Source organism: Paenibacillus silvae (assembly GCF_014639235.1).
Lineage (GTDB): Bacteria > Bacillota > Bacilli > Paenibacillales > Paenibacillaceae > Paenibacillus > Paenibacillus silvae.
In genome coordinates, this window is the sequence record NZ_BMFU01000002.1 from 884,858 (window position 1) to 900,329 (window position 15,472).

Consider the following 15,472-nt stretch of genomic DNA (forward strand, 5'->3'; position numbering starts at 1 on the left):
GATATACTTGCAGGTCCTCTTCTCTCCGCTTTACAACTTCTCTTTTCGTCTATATGACAGTAATTCGACCAGTTCAGTTTCTAACGGTTATTTCTTGATGCGGAAACCGCAGTAATCCATCACAAGCTCGCTATATAACATGTTGGACCAGGAAAACCATGGGCGTGTATACTCATGCGGATCATTGGCCGAGAAGCCTTCATGTGTCAGTCCCGTACCCGCGTCTGTCTGCTGAATTAGCTCCAGCATATTCATCTTCTCCTGCATATCCCCAGAGGTTAACCCCTGCATGGATAATGCGATATGCCAGATATACCCTTCCGGGGTGTGCGGACTTCCTATACCGGAAGCAGCCGAGCCTTCATAGAAATACGGGTTCGCTTTGGACAAAATAAACCGGCGTGTGTTCTGATAGATCTCGTCATCCTCCGTAACGTAGCCGAGGTAGGGCAGAGACAGGAGACTCGGCACATTGGCATCATCCATCAGGTTGTAATTGCCTTGACCATCGGTTTCATAGGCGTAGATCATTCCATATTCGGGATGCTCCACAATTCCGTATTTTCGAATGCCCTCATCGATCTGTTCCGCAAGCTCCCGAGCTGTTTCAGCCATTTCATTGTCCTGCAGTACCTTCAGCGCAATCTCCTGCACGTATCGCAGTGCCACGACCGCAAACATATTGGATGGAATCAGATAACCATATTCACAACGGTCGTCACTTGGACGGAAACCGGACCAGGTCATGCCCGTGTACACAGTCTCTGTCCCGCGACCCTCTCGGGTCAGCGTGTCCGTCTCCGGTGCATCCAAACGCTGGAACGTATATGGAGAACGAGTATCATGATGCTGCTCCACCTGCCATAAAGCCATAATCCGGCTCACCGCCTCGCGGAACATCTCATTAAACTGATCGATTCTGCCCGTGTTTCTCCAGAGCAGGTAACTGAGCTGAATCGGATACGCCAGGGAATCAATCTCATATTTTCGTTCCCAGATCCAGTCATTCATTTCCGTAAGGTCCGATTGATGTCCCTTGCCACTTTCTTTCTCGTTAAAAGCGTTTGCATAAGGGTCCAGCAAAATATACCTCAGCTGCCTTTTGACCAGACCGGCAATCATGTCAGACAGCTCCTGATCCTCGGAAGCCAAAATCAGATAGGGCCTGACCTGAGCGGCAGAATCCCTCAGCCACATCGCAGGAATATCCCCGGTAATGACAAAAGTCGTGCCGTCTTCCTTACGCTGAATTGTCGTTGTTAATGTATTGGTAAAGCAATTTCTGAACATCTCCACAAGCTTGGGATGATCCGGCAGGTGACCCTTTACTTTATTGATCATCTGCTGAATGGAAGGAGAAATATCCTGTTCTTTTCTCGTTGTCTCCATAGGTCCTCCTTTGTAAAACCAAATAATGAACCGCTTTCATTATCCTAAAACGAATTAAATATTATGTCAATATATTTATTTATATATCATCATGTTATTTAGTGAGAAATAAGTTAAATGGTATGTCAACTTTTGTAAATACAGGTAATCTGAACATATGCATCTTACTTTCCACTGCCATTTACGAGCACACAAAGCCTTACCCGGCTTGAATCTATACAACAAAAAGAGACCTTGTCACCAAGGCCTCCCATCACATCAAACATGTTATTTCGGTTCAAATACAGCATTATCCCTTACCCTGCTTGTTGATGTCCCCTTTACTAATGCAGCAGGCAGCGTGATGCGCCTCACACCCCCCGATTCCTGCCCCTGCATATGCTGCAGCACCATGTTAAACGCCTGTGCTCCCATTTCAAACTGGTTCTGCTTGAGATGCGTAATCCGGCTGTGTCTCTCCGTATGCGGACTGTCAAAACACAGGATAGACAGCTGCTCGGGCACACGCAAGCCAATCTGCTCCGCGGCCTCCAAAGCAAGTAAAGCAATGTCATACTCAGCTGCAAATACAGCGGTAATCTGCGGGTACTTCTTGAAATGTGCAGCCAGTGCCTGAACATCGCGAACCTTGGCTTCAGGGTCAAATTCACTAGGCAAGGATGACAGAATAGACTCTACCCACAGCTCGCGATTCACCAGCACACCCTGATCATTATGGGCTTCAATAAACCCTTCAATCCGTTCCTCAATCGTTGTCGTATTCACTGGAGGCTGCGTCAGAAAAGCGATGTGCTGATGTCCCAGTTCAAACAGATACGTCGTGCCTTCTCTCGCAGCTCCAACGTTGTCTGTGCTGACCGAAGATGCTGGAATGCCCTTTAAATATCGATCGATCATCACAAACGGAAACTTGCTAACGACCAGCTTCAAAATTTCGTCGCTGAAATACTCCCCCTGCGCCGGGAAAATAATCATACCATCTACCCCAAGCTCCAGCAGCTCACGAATGCACTGCTCCTCCTGCTCGGGTATACCAAAGGAACGCCTGAGCACCAAAAAGCTGTCATGCTGCCGCGAAGCCTCCTCCATACCGTACAACAGCTCCGTACCATACATATCGCTGAAATTGGTGATCACCAGACCGATAAGCAGCTTGCGATTCGGCTCTTTCCCGGTCGTCGGTGAAGCACTACGCCCAAGTCCATCCGGGGTTATAGCTGTATCCGCCACAAAAGAACCACGTCCAGGCTGCCGAACAATCAGCTGCTCATTCGCCAGCATCTCCAGCGCTTTCTTCGTCGTAATCCGGCTTACGCCAAACTCGTCACATAACTCTTTTTCCGATGGAACACGATCACCAACTTTATATTGCTGCAGCTGTATTCGTTCTCGCAACGATTCAAAGATCTGTTCATACATCGGCTTGGAAGCCGAGTCTTTCCCCAATACAAGCACCTCCATAAACACCTTAACTGCATAAGTCTTATATCCTAATATATCATGTTATATCATTAAAGTGAAGAAAGTTCAATATTATTGTATGTATGCGTACTTTTATTCTTGGAATAGCTTATTCACTTGAGCTCGATCTAAGTTGAGCTAAAGAATTTACACAGTCCACTCCGATGACAGAATAACCTTCCAATCGCTGTTATCCCCAGATTTTTTTGATTCCCTTTTTTAAAAGGGAAAATCCGGTGATAAAGGCGACCGCTTCGCTTTTTCAGGTTTTTTCTGTCCTCTCCGTTCACGTGTAAATGAATAGTTCAACTTATATATTTCCCATACCGTTCGGTTCAAATTCCATTGTTACTCTGAGTCTTGTGTTTGGGCTAAACTTAAATAACATTACTTTGTTAACACGTAAAACCAATGAAATTAAATCTGCACAAAACACTATTAGTGCAAATGCATCTGGAGGTACTGGTTGGGTAGGTGATTGTCGCAACAAAGAGTAGATAACCATTTTAAGATACTGTGTTGTATTCGTAAAACCTCATCGTTCCATTAAAAAACGGGCCCCCTATTTCCAGGGAGCCCGTTTAATGCTGCTGTAGCTATCCATCACCGATTCAAATTTTCAGCAGCGTGCTGCATCTTCTTCTTGCTCTGAACGTTCTCATGCACGCCGATTGGTTCAGGACTCCAAGCTGTCAGCAGCACGTGTATCTGACTTGGTATCCGCTGGTGCTGTCTCAGCCTCGCTGCCCGTTTCTTCTTCTACAGCAGGCGTCCCCTCTCCCGGTTCTATTCCTTGCGGGGCACTAACGAACAAACGCCCTGCTGCCTGAGTCTCGACTTTGTTTCCAGCTTCATCCTGCGCACGAATCACAATGATTCCGCCTTCAAGCACAAGTGATGAAGGTGCTGTATATGTGCCTGAGTACAATCCTGGCTCCGTTTCCACGAGCGGGACCTCCCCCGCAGCTTCCGCGTTCAGATTCAGCGGCAGCTGAATTCGGAATGAAGCTTGCAGTCCAGGCTTGCTTTTGAACGAAACGGTAACACTTTCTCCTGCTGTAATATTTACGTCCTCCGCAGGTGTAATATCTCTCAATTCCGGTACTTCCGTCTCAACGAATACGGTTCGTGTTACCGTTGTTTTATTTCCCGCAAGATCGGTTGCTGTAATGGTAATTACATTCTCGCCCTCATTCACCAATACCCGATGACTGAACTTTTTGTCTCTGTCCACTTGTACGGTCTGGCCATTTACGGTGACCTTGTCAAGGTAGGCTTCGACCACACTGCCTGTCACATGAACCACTTCGGTATTGATCCGGCTTCCTTCCGCGGGACTGACAATCGTCAGCTGCGGTTGGGTCTGATCGAGAATAAGGATTATCGGCAGCGACCGATCTGTTGCTTTGCCATCAATGATCGCTTCTGCTGTAATGACATTAACTCCTGCCTGCAGCTTCACTCCAGCTGAAAATTTGCCATTATTCACGGTTGTCGTTCCTGCGGCATTTTTGCCATTATAAAACTTGATCTGCGCCCCGGAAGCAGGAGATGTTCCCGAGATCGTATAAGTGGACTGATTCGTGTACGTATTCACTGGCTGCGTAAGCACCGGAGCATTGACCGGATATTTAACAACCGCACGAATCATGTAATTGCCCTCTTCAGCAGGTGATGCACTCCACGCACCACTTACACGCTGCCAGCTCCGAGCTGCATATTCACCATCTTCATCCGTCGCCAGACCAGGTGCGCTTGTACCTGCCAAGGTCTGGATATAGACAATGTAGAAATCACCTGTAACAACAATCGGGTCAGGGAACTCCACCGTAGTCCATTGATCATTACGCAGCGCGGTACCATCGAACGGACCGGCCAGCAATTGGCCTGGTGCTCCGGCTGCTCCTGTTGCATCATACACAGCATATTTGAAAGCTGTACCACCAGGTACAGGCCATTCTGTATTCCAGAATCGGAACGAGGCTCCTGTAACTTGTGCTGTCTCCATCTCAGGAGTCATGCGAACAGCCCAGGCATTATTAGCAGCATTGAATGCTCTTGCATTCTCGGCTGATCCGTCATCATAAGCAATTTCACCCGGGAAACCGATGAATGGCTTCAAGGCGATATCCTTCTCTGCTGTGCCGTTGCCAGGTACGGTTACCGTAACCTTTTGGCTGTAGTAATCTTTTGCGCGAACGGATAACGTATAATCTCCTTCCAGCAGCTGAAGCGCAAACCGCCCATCTGCTCCGGTACGAACCTCTGCTACGTTGGCATCTTCAATCACAAGCACCGAAGCGTCAGCTACAGGCTGTCCTGTGCGCTCATCCTTCACAATGCCTTTGACTTCCCCATAAGGGATTTCTTCCAGATTAAAGTTAGCCTTGGCCCCGCTGCCATCCGTGATCGTCACCGTTTTCGTTTGCGGATAGTACCCGTACGCTTCAGCCTTTAACGTATAATCTCCGGCAACATGTGTGAAGCTGTACTTGCCAGTGGACGAATCGGTTTTCACAGAACGCCCGGTTTCTAACACAGTAACGGTTGCGCTTGCCGGCAGACTCTGCGGCTGTACCGAGCCGGTTCCCGGTTTTTCAACCGCTGGCTCCTGAGCCTTGGTTTTGTTGAATTCCGCTTTATCTGTTCGTGTAATTTTGTACCACGGGTTCTCATAGGACGGTTTAGGCTTGTCGGTAGCGAGCACAACAGCATCATCCGCTGTCACAGCCTCCGTTGTTGCTCCCAGCACACGGAAATCATCAATAAACCAGCCTTGTCTCACAACACTGTTATCTGAGGTCAAGCGGAAACGGAATTGAACTTCATGTCCAGTCAAACCACTCAGCCCATAGAAAACAGGCGTCCACTGCTTTCCGTTGGTGCTATGGGAGAACTTGCCGAGCTCCGTCCAGGTTGTACCTCCATCCTTCGTTGCTTCGACATAACCGAAATCATACCCGCTCTCGATCTCATACCAGTGATTAAACGTCAGCGTTGCGCTGGATACATCCGTCAGATCAATAACTGGGGATACGAGTGAGTAGTTGGAGCCATTCTCATAGGTGTTATCCAGATCGGTCGCCCACACATTAGGCGGGGATACGGCACTCAGAGGGCCGGTTGACGGAACACCCCGCTCCCACTCATCCTTCGTTCCTGAATGTGTCCATCCATTGTCATCGTTCCCGTCAAACGAGTCGATATAGATGTCCTCAGGCACTTCCACCTGGATGGATACTTCATTGGATTTTTCACTTTCATTGCCGCTATAATCAAGCGCTGCTACGGTGTAATAATACGTTTTATCTGATGCTGTTGTCGTGTCAATATACGTTGTTTTTCTCACGACGCCTAGCGGCTCGGCATAAGAACCTGCCGTTTCAGAACGATAGATCACATAGGACTCCAGATCCTCATCTTGCGAGCCTGTCCAGTTCAGCGTAACGTTGCCCAGAATATCCGACGTTGCAGTAAGTGCTGAAGGCGCTTCAGGAGCGATATCGTCCAATTCCTGCACCTCAAAGTCATCAATATACCAGCCAGCCTTCTGTACAGAGCCATCGCTCGTCAGATTAAACTGGATAAACACCTGCTGACCGGCGTAAGGACGCAAATCGATATATTGTGTTTTCCACTCACCGCTTGCGCCTGTATAGCTAAGCAGCTCCTCAAAAACATAATCATTATCCTCGGAAGCTATATAGACCTTACCGAAGTCGAGATTGTTCTCCAGATCGTACCAATGCTTGAAGGTTAACAAAGCACCTTCAGGACTCTCGGTCAGGTCGATCGGCGGCGGAGTCAAGAAAGCATTGCTATTTGGCAGATATGTGCCCTGCAGATTCGTCGCAATGACCTTATCCCCGGAATAAGCCGCCCGCGGCCCGCTCACAGGTGCCCCCCATACCCAGGTGCTTCCTGTTCCCCCGGTAGTAAAACCAAGCTGATCCTCTTCAAAGTCCTGCAAATATCCAGGCTGTACACCGTTTGAGACAGCAACGTTGTATACTTCGCTTTCAAAACCGTTATTGCCATAATCATTCACGCGAATATAATATTCTACGCCCGCCGGCTCAATCAGAAAAGCAGGAATCGTAGCCGTATAAGTGCCATCCTTGCTATCTCCCTCAATCCGGTTCATCGGCAGATAAATGTATTGCTTCGTGCCTTTCGTTCTGGCAAAGGCTTCAACCGATACAACCGCAACATTATCTGTGACATGGGCCGTAAGCGGAATATCGAGACCCGTAAATGCGGAGTTCACTGGCGTATGCTGCAGCACCGGCTCCTCCAGATCATCTCCGGCAGTAACCACTCTTCCCGATACGGTACCGATTCCTTCAAGAACCGAACCAACAGCATCGAGCGCATTGATAATTCCATATCCGTAACCGTTGTTCGGGGATACTGGATACTGGCTGTCGGTTCGCGGTGTAGCTGTATCCATAATAATCTGCTCCAGCTGATCCACATTAAGCGAGTGGTTCGCTTGAAGCAGCAGTGCAGCAAGTGCCGTTGTATGCGGTCCTGCCATGGATGTGCCGTTCCATCCACCTTCATATGTACCTCCCGGCACGGACGAACGAATGTTCACACCAGGGGCGGATACCTCCGGTTTAATCTCATCATACGGGGATGGACCCAGCAATGAGAAGGAGGCCAGATTCCCGTTAATATCCGTTGCACCTGTAGCGAAGCTCTCAGGATAGTTTGCAGGGTTCGCTACCGAACCGGGCCCGCCCGGATTCGTCAAACGTACGTTGCCCGCAGAGAATTCAGGGAAAATCTGGGCATCACGCCAAGCCTGAACCATGGGACGAAACCATTCATCGAGACCAGCTCCACCGCCCCATGAATTGTTCACAACGTCTGGTGCGAGTTCGGGATGCAGATTGCCTTCAGCATCAACCGGTGCAATCAGCCACTGACCTCCATCGAGAATAATTGCATCCGTGGTCTCTGGATTGAAAATACGTACCCCGATCCACTTGGCACCCGGCGCAACCCCGATCTGGTTCGTTCCATCCACTTCAGAACCTACCATCGTTCCCATCGTGTGAGTTCCATGTCCATCTGCATCAGCAGGAAGTGCAGCGCCGCTGTGCGGATCATACCAGCTTAGCTCAGGATCAACAATATTGCCCGAAGCGTCCAGTCCGCGCCACTTGCTGCGCAGCGCCGGATGGGTGTAATCCACCCCGCTGTCCAGATTGGCAACAACGATGCCTGTTCCGTCAATGCCTCGTTCCCACACCGCAGGTGCATTGATATAGTCAATGTTCCATTCTACATTTTGCGTCTGCTTCTTCACCTTGGAGTCGGCTTCTTTGACCGCAGCGGACTCTGCAGCCGATTCCTTGACATCGTTGTCCTTGACCGCAGGCTCCTTCGCCGGGGATTGTGCCGCACCTTTCGATGAAGCAGCAGCCGAAGTCTGATTCTCAGGCTGCTTGCTGACTTCTGCCTTTTGCAGATAACGCGTTTCATTTGGCAGAATTTTCTCTACCTCTGGCAGCAGCGCGATTTGCTCCATCACTTCCTTGGTACTCGTAACCGCGAGAGAATTCACGATGAAATAGCTTTTATATTCTTTGACTTTGCCTGAACTTACTTCCTTATCGAGATAGTGTTCAATGGAATATTGTGTCCGTGAAGCCGTTTCGCGCAGTGAGCTAACCACGGAATTACGTACAGACAGCTTGGTTGCCGCAGGGGTTTCTTTGGCAATCGAAGCTTTCTGCATCGCTTGTTTGGATACAGCCGCGGTATCCACCTGCTCCTTCATTTTGACAAGATAGGTGACATATTCGCTGCCCTCGAATTCTTTGGTTAACTTCGCATTCACTTTGGAGGTTGAAACCTCGGCCAGACTGGACTTCATATCCTTGCTGGATGAGCTTCTGTCTTGTGCAGCAACCGGTTGAACAATTGAAAATGCAAGGAGAAGCGACAGTCCCATAGAGACGGGCTTACGTAATTTTTTTAACTTTATCAAACTTTTCCACTCCCTTTACCCGGTTTTGTCATTTGCTCTAGTACAGCTACCCTTCTCTGTGAATGAACACACACATGATGATTACACAGCAAATTGTCTGGAAATCATGTTCAGCATCTGATGTTGATGTCACATAAAGCCTCACCTCCTTTACAATTTCGGTTAAGGAAAATAAGGAACGCTAACACTTTTAATTGTCCAGCGGTCAAAAGCGGGTTGCAGAAAACGTATTAAATACGACAGCATGCAGATCGAAACGTCGGAGTCTCTTTGGCTTATGCAAGGTTCGTGAAAGGTGAATGGAGAGTCTGTAAGCATTCTGTTGGAGGATATTCAGGAGCGTTAGCAGAACGCTTGCCAAGAAGTGGTGAGTAAATCCGGGTAAACATAACGGGTTGGTTAGGCGAATACATCAACAATTACCTATAAAAGTTAAATTCCACTCTAAATTGGATTTTATTGGTATAGTATAGATTTAAAGATTGATATGCACAAGTACTTTCTTGAAAAAAATAGAAAATAAGTCTATATCATGCTTTCAATTACCTATTTTCAACAAGATTGAAGCCCGACACTTTCGCATATGCGAAAGATTTATAGACCTCCCCCTTTTAAGCTATGTCTGAATATCTATTATCTTTGGACCTGTGGAAACGAAAAAAAGACCAGCGTATCCGCCGATCCTCTTTATACTCAATATTCCAATATCCCTCTTGCCCTTAATCCAGCTCAATTTTGAACACAACCGGAGCACTGGACTTCACACCCGCTGCAGTAATGGTCAGTGCTTCTTCATTTCTCTCCCAATGCGGCTGCTCCTCATACCCAAGAATCTGAACCTGTTGAATGATCCCGTGAAAATGGGCAGAGCCTTCCTTCAGCGCTTTAATATGAACAACGCCGTTGTCAGGGTAAACCAGAACCGTTGCATACAGATAATGGTCTTTTACCGTAAAACGAATATCCTCACTCGTAAAAGCCTTTGTATCTCCATCCGTAAATTGCCCTTCCTTCACCTCTGTCGGTCCTTCGCCATAGGTACGCCAGAACGATGTATCATAGATCGCTTCGCCGTTGATATCCAGCCATTTACCGATGCTTAGCAAAATATCCTGATCCTCTTCAGGTATCGTTCCATCTGCTTTCGGACCAACATTCAACAGCAGACTTCCATTTTTAGATACGATATCCACGAGATCCCGTATAATCTCTTCAGCTGCTTTATAGTGATTATTTTCGGTATAACACCAGGAATTTCGCGCAACGGCCGTATCGGTTTGCCAAAAATAAGGCTTGAGCTCCGCGAACTGTCCTCGCTCCACATCGGGAACGGCTGTGCCAAACATGAATGCCTCATGCTTGTAGTTGATAGCAACGGGAATGCCCCATTCCTCGCCTTTGTTATAATAATACGCCGCAAATTTTTTGAGATATGGCTTGAAGGCAGCATTTTGAATCCACCAGTCAAAGTAAAAAATGCTTGGCTGATACTCATCCACCAGCTCGCAGCATCGAATGAGCCAGTCCTCCAGATACTCTTGCGAAGGCGGCGAGCCGTACAAGTCTTGATGATCCGGCTCCGGCATCGCCGGCCAGTAGAAATCTCCACGCTGCATCGGCTCCTGAATGTCGGATTCAAATTCTTTCCCGTGGGACATAAAGAACCAGTGCTCCGCCCGGTGTGAGGATACACAGAAGGTCAGTCCCTGCTTCTTATACGCCTCCTTCATTTCCCCAAGCAGATCCCGTTTGGGTCCCATTTCATATGTGTTATAGTGAGAGATAGAGCTCTTGTACATCTGGAAACCGTCATGGTGCTCTGCGACAGGCATAACGTATCTTGCACCTGCTTGTTTGAACAGGGTCGCCCATTCATCGGCATCAAACTTTTCTGCCTGGAACATTGGAATAAAGTCCTTATAACCAAAATCGCGATGTTTTCCATACGTTGCAAGATGGTGTTCATAGGCCTTGGACCCTTGTATATACATATTGCGTGAATACCACTCACTATCATAAGCCGGCACGGAATACACACCCCAATGGATGAAAATGCCGAATTTCGCTTTTTGATACCAATCAGGAACGCCAAATTGACGAAGTGAGGTCCAGTTATCCTTGAATTTACCGCTGGCAATGTTGGTCTCAATATGCTGTAAATATTCGTTTTTATTCATGTGCTGTTCTCATCCTTCCCTTATTGGCTACATCTGTATTGTAGTGTGACGGGATGGTGATGCGAATGCAGAACATTAACCATTAGATGGACGATAATAACCTTCAGGGAGAGGTGCTTATGCATCATCAAACGCTGCTTGCCAATTACTTATCCAACCTTCAGGTTGAACTGTTTATGGTGAACTACAACCTCTGTGGACCGGACTGGAAAGATCTCGACTATACGCCAGACTATAGCAAGTTGTACTGGATTTGCGAGGGTGAAGGCTGGCTCAGGATCGGTGATCAGGAGTACTACCCCAAGCCCGGGCAGCTCTTTCTGATGCCAGAGGGGGTGAAGCAGTCTTATTCCTCGATCAGTGATGAGCCTTTTCTCAAATACTGGTGTCATTTTTCGGCCAAGGTTGGAGGCATTAATCTGTTTCAGATTCTCAGGTTCCCGCATTTTGTAGAGGTGAATCAGCCTGCACTGTTCGAGGACACGTTCAAAAGCGTGCTGGCGTATGCGAATTCAGGCGAGGTTTATGCTCATATGATGGCCAAAAGCAAACTGACGGAACTGCTCTCCTATTACATCATGAGCCTCGATCTGGAGCAGATCACATATTTGAACGTGCCCGTAGTAGAAAAGCTTTCGACCGTGCTCACCTATATTGACACCAATATCGAAGATAACATGTCGGTTCAGGATTTGGCTCAGATGCTGCATATGCATCCGAACTATTTCATTCGTTTTTTCAAACAGCAGGTCGGCATGCCGCCTATACATTACATTACCAGCAAAAAAATAGATAAAGCCAAAGAGATGCTTCGCTGCACCTCTCTGACCATGACTCATATAGCCGATAATCTGGGATTCAGCGATTCTTATTACTTTTCGAGACAATTCAAGAAACATACCGGGTTGAATCCGACCGAATACCGCAAGCAAATGACAGTTAACACTGCTACGTGAAATAAAATGATTTTATTATACAAAAGCTTCCCATTCGTTTCAATTATGGATTAAACTGGAGAGGTATTCACTTTTCAAGAAAGGAGGTTAGGGTATGCGTAAAAAAATGCTGCTGCTCCTTGTGGCCATGTTTGTAGTCTCTTCGTTCTCCGCCGCCTTGGCTTCGGCTGCATCATCAGACAACGGATATAGTTTGCTCTCTGATCGAGAGACCGGAACCGTTAAACCTAGATGATTACTGCCCTGCAAAACCGATAACCATCTTGAGACATACATAACTTAGACAATCGTTACTGCTCTCAATTCAAATGAATGTAAAACAACCTCCTGAGGTCTGTTCAGGAGGTTGTTCAAAATGAACATAACTATTGCCATTCTCTCTTACGAAGATAGGACTCAAAAATGAATGTTCCAAAAGGAAGTAATCCTGCCGCTACCCCCATGATCCAGTTCGATGCCTTCCAACGTTTGACAAGTCCGAGATGTGCAAGTGCAATAAGATATAGTGGAAATAAAATACCGTGAATCATACCGAGAACGGCTACAGCTGAAGAGATATCAGCAAAATATTTCAGTGGCATGGCTATACATATGAGCAGCAGCAGTGATACTCCCTCCCATATTCCCGCAATTCTGAACCGGCCTGTTATTGTGTTCATTCGTTTTGTTCTCACCTTTCCGCAGCCTTGTTTGTGAAATATGTAACTTATAACATGACGCTTTACAACGCTGTATTACAACATACACAACGTATGTAAGCTCTTTCTAAGTATAAGGCATGACCTTGAATTCGTTTTACTTCAAATTTGAATAATTATTGAACTGACAGAATGCATTGAGCAAAGCCTCTTCGCTCTCGTTCCATGCTCTTATGTCGTTTTGCGTTCAATCAATCGATAATCCAGCGCTTTAGGCATCAGCTCGAGCTCCTCCTTGCCCAGCACTCTCCATAGATGGTAGAAAGCCTGCTTTGCTTGCTCTGCAATCGGATTATGAATCGTCGTTAATTCCAGCACGCATGACAATTCCGTATCATCAAAACCGACAATAGCAAGCTGTTCTGGAACCCGAATATGCTGTCTGCGCGCCTCGCTCAGAATGCCTATAGCTGCGTAATCATTGGAACATAGCACGGCCTGCGGCATCTCTCCCTGCTCCATCATGTGACGCAAGGCAGCTTCACCGTCTGAAGAAGTAAACACGGAATACTGATAAGCTTCTCTCCAAACGGGTAAACCGTGGCTGTTCATAAACGCTTCATAAGCTTCACGGCGACTATGTGTATTCAGACTGCCAATTCGACCAAACACATTGGCAATGCGAGTGTAACCTCTGGATACCAGGTGCTCCAGCGCGAGCCTGTACCCTTGAGCCTGATCCATCGCAACCGAGGGGATGTCGTCATTTGCCATCCGCTGCCACGATATAATCGGTCCATAATGCATATAACTCTTCAATTCACGCGGATCGTTAACACAGGTTACGATAAGCAGACCATCCACCCGTTTACTCCGCAAATCCTCAAAGGCTTGCATCTCCGTCTGTTTATCACTGCGGGACATGTACACAATGGTTTGAAAACCGTAGTCCATCGCCGTATCCATAAACTGGTTAATAAAGGTTAAACTAAGTTCGTCAATCATCGCCGTAACGATGCCAATCTGCTTGGTCTGTCCAGTAGACAGCGAAACTGCATTGCGATTCGGAATATAATCCAGTTCATTCATAATTTCGGTAATGATACGTCTCGCTTCATCGCTAACATGAGGTGAGCGGTTGATTACACGGGATACCGTCGCTCTGGAATAGCCGGAGCGCTTCATAATTTCATCAAATTTGGACATGCCGATGCTCCTTTTCTACCTACAAACTCCTATAACTAGTATGCCTGAACTGCGCTGCAAAAGTAAAACTTGACGTGTAACCCGTTACAACGTTTAAGCTTTTTCTGACAGGACGATTACACTTTTTTCGTCCAACAATGATCATTATGAAATGGAGCGATATACATGAGCAAATCATCAGTTCAAGCCTATTCATTTCCCGAAAATTTTCTTTGGGGCGGCGCTATTGCTGCAAACCAGGCAGAAGGTGCTTATAATCAGGGAGGCAAAGGCCTGTCCACACAAGACGTAGCTCCCAAAGGAGTTATGGGCCCAATTACGGAAGAACCTACAGCAGACAACATGAAGCTGATCGGCATTGATCTGTATCACCGTTACAAGGAAGATGTGAAGCTGTTTGCGGAGATGGGTTTCAAAGTATTCCGTACCTCTATCGCCTGGTCCCGTATTTTCCCGAAAGGTGACGAGCTGGAGCCGAATGAGGAAGGCTTGCAATTTTACGACAATCTGTTTGATGAATGTCTTAAATACGGCATTGAACCTCTTGTTACATTATCTCACTATGAGACACCTCTACATCTTGCTAAAGAGTACGACGGTTGGGTGAACCGGAAGATGATCGGGTTCTATGAGCGCTATGCGACGACCGTTTTTAATCGTTACAAAAACAAAGTGAAATACTGGCTTACGTTTAACGAGATCAACTCCATTCTTGAATTTCCGTTCATGAGCGGCGGGATTTATACCCCTAAGGAGAAGCTGAGCAAGCAGCACCTGTATCAGGCCATTCACCACGAGCTGGTGGCAAGTGCATCAGCCGTTAAGCTGTGTCATGAGATTATCCCGGATGCCCAGATCGGATGTATGATTTTAAGTATGCCAACCTACCCATTGACTCCGAACCCTGACGATGTGATCAAGGTTATGGAATATGAGCACAGCAACTATTTCTTTGGTGATATGCATGTGCGCGGCCGTTACCCTGGATATATGAAACGTTATTTCCGTGAGAACGGCATTGAAATTCATATGGAGCCAGGCGATCAGGAAACACTGCTCAGCACAGTGGATTTCATCTCCTTCAGCTATTACATGAGCACGTGTCAGACAGCCGATCCTGCCAAACAGATCGCTGGTGAAGGCAATCTGATCGGCGGTGTACCGAACCCGTACTTGCCTGCTAGTGAGTGGGGCTGGCAGATTGACCCGCAAGGACTGCGTTATGTCCTGAATATGTTCTATGACCGTTACCAGAAGCCGCTATTTATCGTTGAAAATGGTCTTGGCGCTGTCGACGAATTGATTACAGGTGCTGACGGCGAAAAAACCGTAGAGGACGACTACCGCATTCAATATCTGAACGACCATCTGGTTCAGGTTGGTGAAGCATTGGAAGACGGCGTGGATATCATGGGTTACACTTCATGGGGCTGTATTGATGTCGTAAGTGCCTCCTCCGCTCAATTGAAAAAGCGGTACGGCTTTATCTATGTTGACCGCCATGATGATGGCTCAGGCACGTTGGAGCGTTACCGCAAAAAATCCTTCCACTGGTACAAAGAGATTATCGCCAGCAATGGAAAAAGCCTGAAGCGTTAAGCTTCAAGGCTGAAGTTAGAGACCTTCTTACGGAAGCGAAGAGTCAGG

General features: G+C 47.2%; 9 protein-coding genes. 3 read left to right on the forward strand and 6 right to left on the reverse strand.

Features of this window, described 5'->3' with window-relative positions:
• Nucleotides 1-87: 87 nt before the first annotated feature.
• The 4 genes from IEW26_RS09860 to IEW26_RS09875 form a co-directional block, all read right to left on the reverse strand.
• Nucleotides 88-1,389 (reverse strand): glycoside hydrolase family 125 protein, encoded by a 1,302-nt coding sequence (locus tag IEW26_RS09860; RefSeq protein ID WP_188592241.1) that lies wholly within the window; start codon nt 1,387-1,389, stop codon nt 88-90.
• 267 nt (nt 1,390-1,656) lie between these two features.
• Nucleotides 1,657-2,844, reverse strand: coding sequence for a GntR family transcriptional regulator (locus IEW26_RS09865; protein ID WP_308423452.1), 1,188 nt, complete (start codon nt 2,842-2,844; stop codon nt 1,657-1,659).
• Nucleotides 2,845-3,526: 682 nt separating this feature from the next.
• Nucleotides 3,527-8,848, reverse strand: a complete 5,322-nt coding sequence (locus IEW26_RS09870) for a S8 family peptidase (protein ID WP_188592243.1) — start codon at nt 8,846-8,848, stop codon at nt 3,527-3,529.
• A 719-nt stretch (nt 8,849-9,567) separates the two neighbouring features.
• The gene (locus IEW26_RS09875; RefSeq protein WP_188592244.1) at nt 9,568-11,025 is read right to left on the reverse strand and encodes an alpha-L-fucosidase; all 1,458 of its coding nucleotides are present in this window, start codon (nt 11,023-11,025) and stop codon (nt 9,568-9,570) included.
• A gap of 119 nt (nt 11,026-11,144) precedes the next feature.
• Here IEW26_RS09875 and IEW26_RS09880 point away from each other — a divergent pair, with 119 nt between their 5' ends.
• Nucleotides 11,145-11,981, forward strand: a complete 837-nt coding sequence (locus tag IEW26_RS09880) for an AraC family transcriptional regulator (protein ID WP_188592245.1) — start codon at nt 11,145-11,147, stop codon at nt 11,979-11,981.
• A gap of 94 nt (nt 11,982-12,075) precedes the next feature.
• Complete coding sequence (locus IEW26_RS09885; protein ID WP_188592246.1) at nt 12,076-12,216, forward strand: hypothetical protein; 141 nt, start codon at nt 12,076-12,078, stop codon at nt 12,214-12,216.
• A gap of 130 nt (nt 12,217-12,346) precedes the next feature.
• On the opposite strand, the gene IEW26_RS09890 is transcribed toward IEW26_RS09885, so the two are convergent.
• Both IEW26_RS09890 and IEW26_RS09895 read right to left on the reverse strand, forming a co-directional pair.
• Nucleotides 12,347-12,640, reverse strand: coding sequence for a DUF3817 domain-containing protein (locus tag IEW26_RS09890; RefSeq protein ID WP_188592247.1), 294 nt, complete (start codon nt 12,638-12,640; stop codon nt 12,347-12,349).
• A gap of 210 nt (nt 12,641-12,850) precedes the next feature.
• Complete coding sequence (locus IEW26_RS09895) at nt 12,851-13,825, reverse strand: LacI family DNA-binding transcriptional regulator (protein WP_188592248.1); 975 nt, start codon at nt 13,823-13,825, stop codon at nt 12,851-12,853.
• 165 nt (nt 13,826-13,990) lie between these two features.
• Here IEW26_RS09895 and IEW26_RS09900 point away from each other — a divergent pair, with 165 nt between their 5' ends.
• Nucleotides 13,991-15,424, forward strand: a complete 1,434-nt coding sequence (locus IEW26_RS09900; RefSeq protein WP_188592249.1) for a glycoside hydrolase family 1 protein — start codon at nt 13,991-13,993, stop codon at nt 15,422-15,424.
• Nucleotides 15,425-15,472: the final 48 nt, after the last annotated feature.

Bases quoted from the DNA above. Each gene is read 5' to 3' on its own strand.
- IEW26_RS09890 (WP_188592247.1), bottom strand. From the start codon at position 12,640: ATGAACACAATAACAGGCCGGTTCAGAATTGCGGGAATATGGGAGGGA.
- IEW26_RS09895 (WP_188592248.1), bottom strand. From the start codon at position 13,825: ATGTCCAAATTTGATGAAATTATGAAGCGCTCCGGCTATTCCAGAGCG.
- IEW26_RS09860 (WP_188592241.1), bottom strand. From the start codon at position 1,389: ATGGAGACAACGAGAAAAGAACAGGATATTTCTCCTTCCATTCAGCAG.
- IEW26_RS09885 (WP_188592246.1), top strand. From the start codon at position 12,076: ATGCGTAAAAAAATGCTGCTGCTCCTTGTGGCCATGTTTGTAGTCTCT.
- IEW26_RS09880 (WP_188592245.1), top strand. From the start codon at position 11,145: ATGCATCATCAAACGCTGCTTGCCAATTACTTATCCAACCTTCAGGTT.
- IEW26_RS09875 (WP_188592244.1), bottom strand. From the start codon at position 11,025: ATGAATAAAAACGAATATTTACAGCATATTGAGACCAACATTGCCAGC.
- IEW26_RS09900 (WP_188592249.1), top strand. From the start codon at position 13,991: ATGAGCAAATCATCAGTTCAAGCCTATTCATTTCCCGAAAATTTTCTT.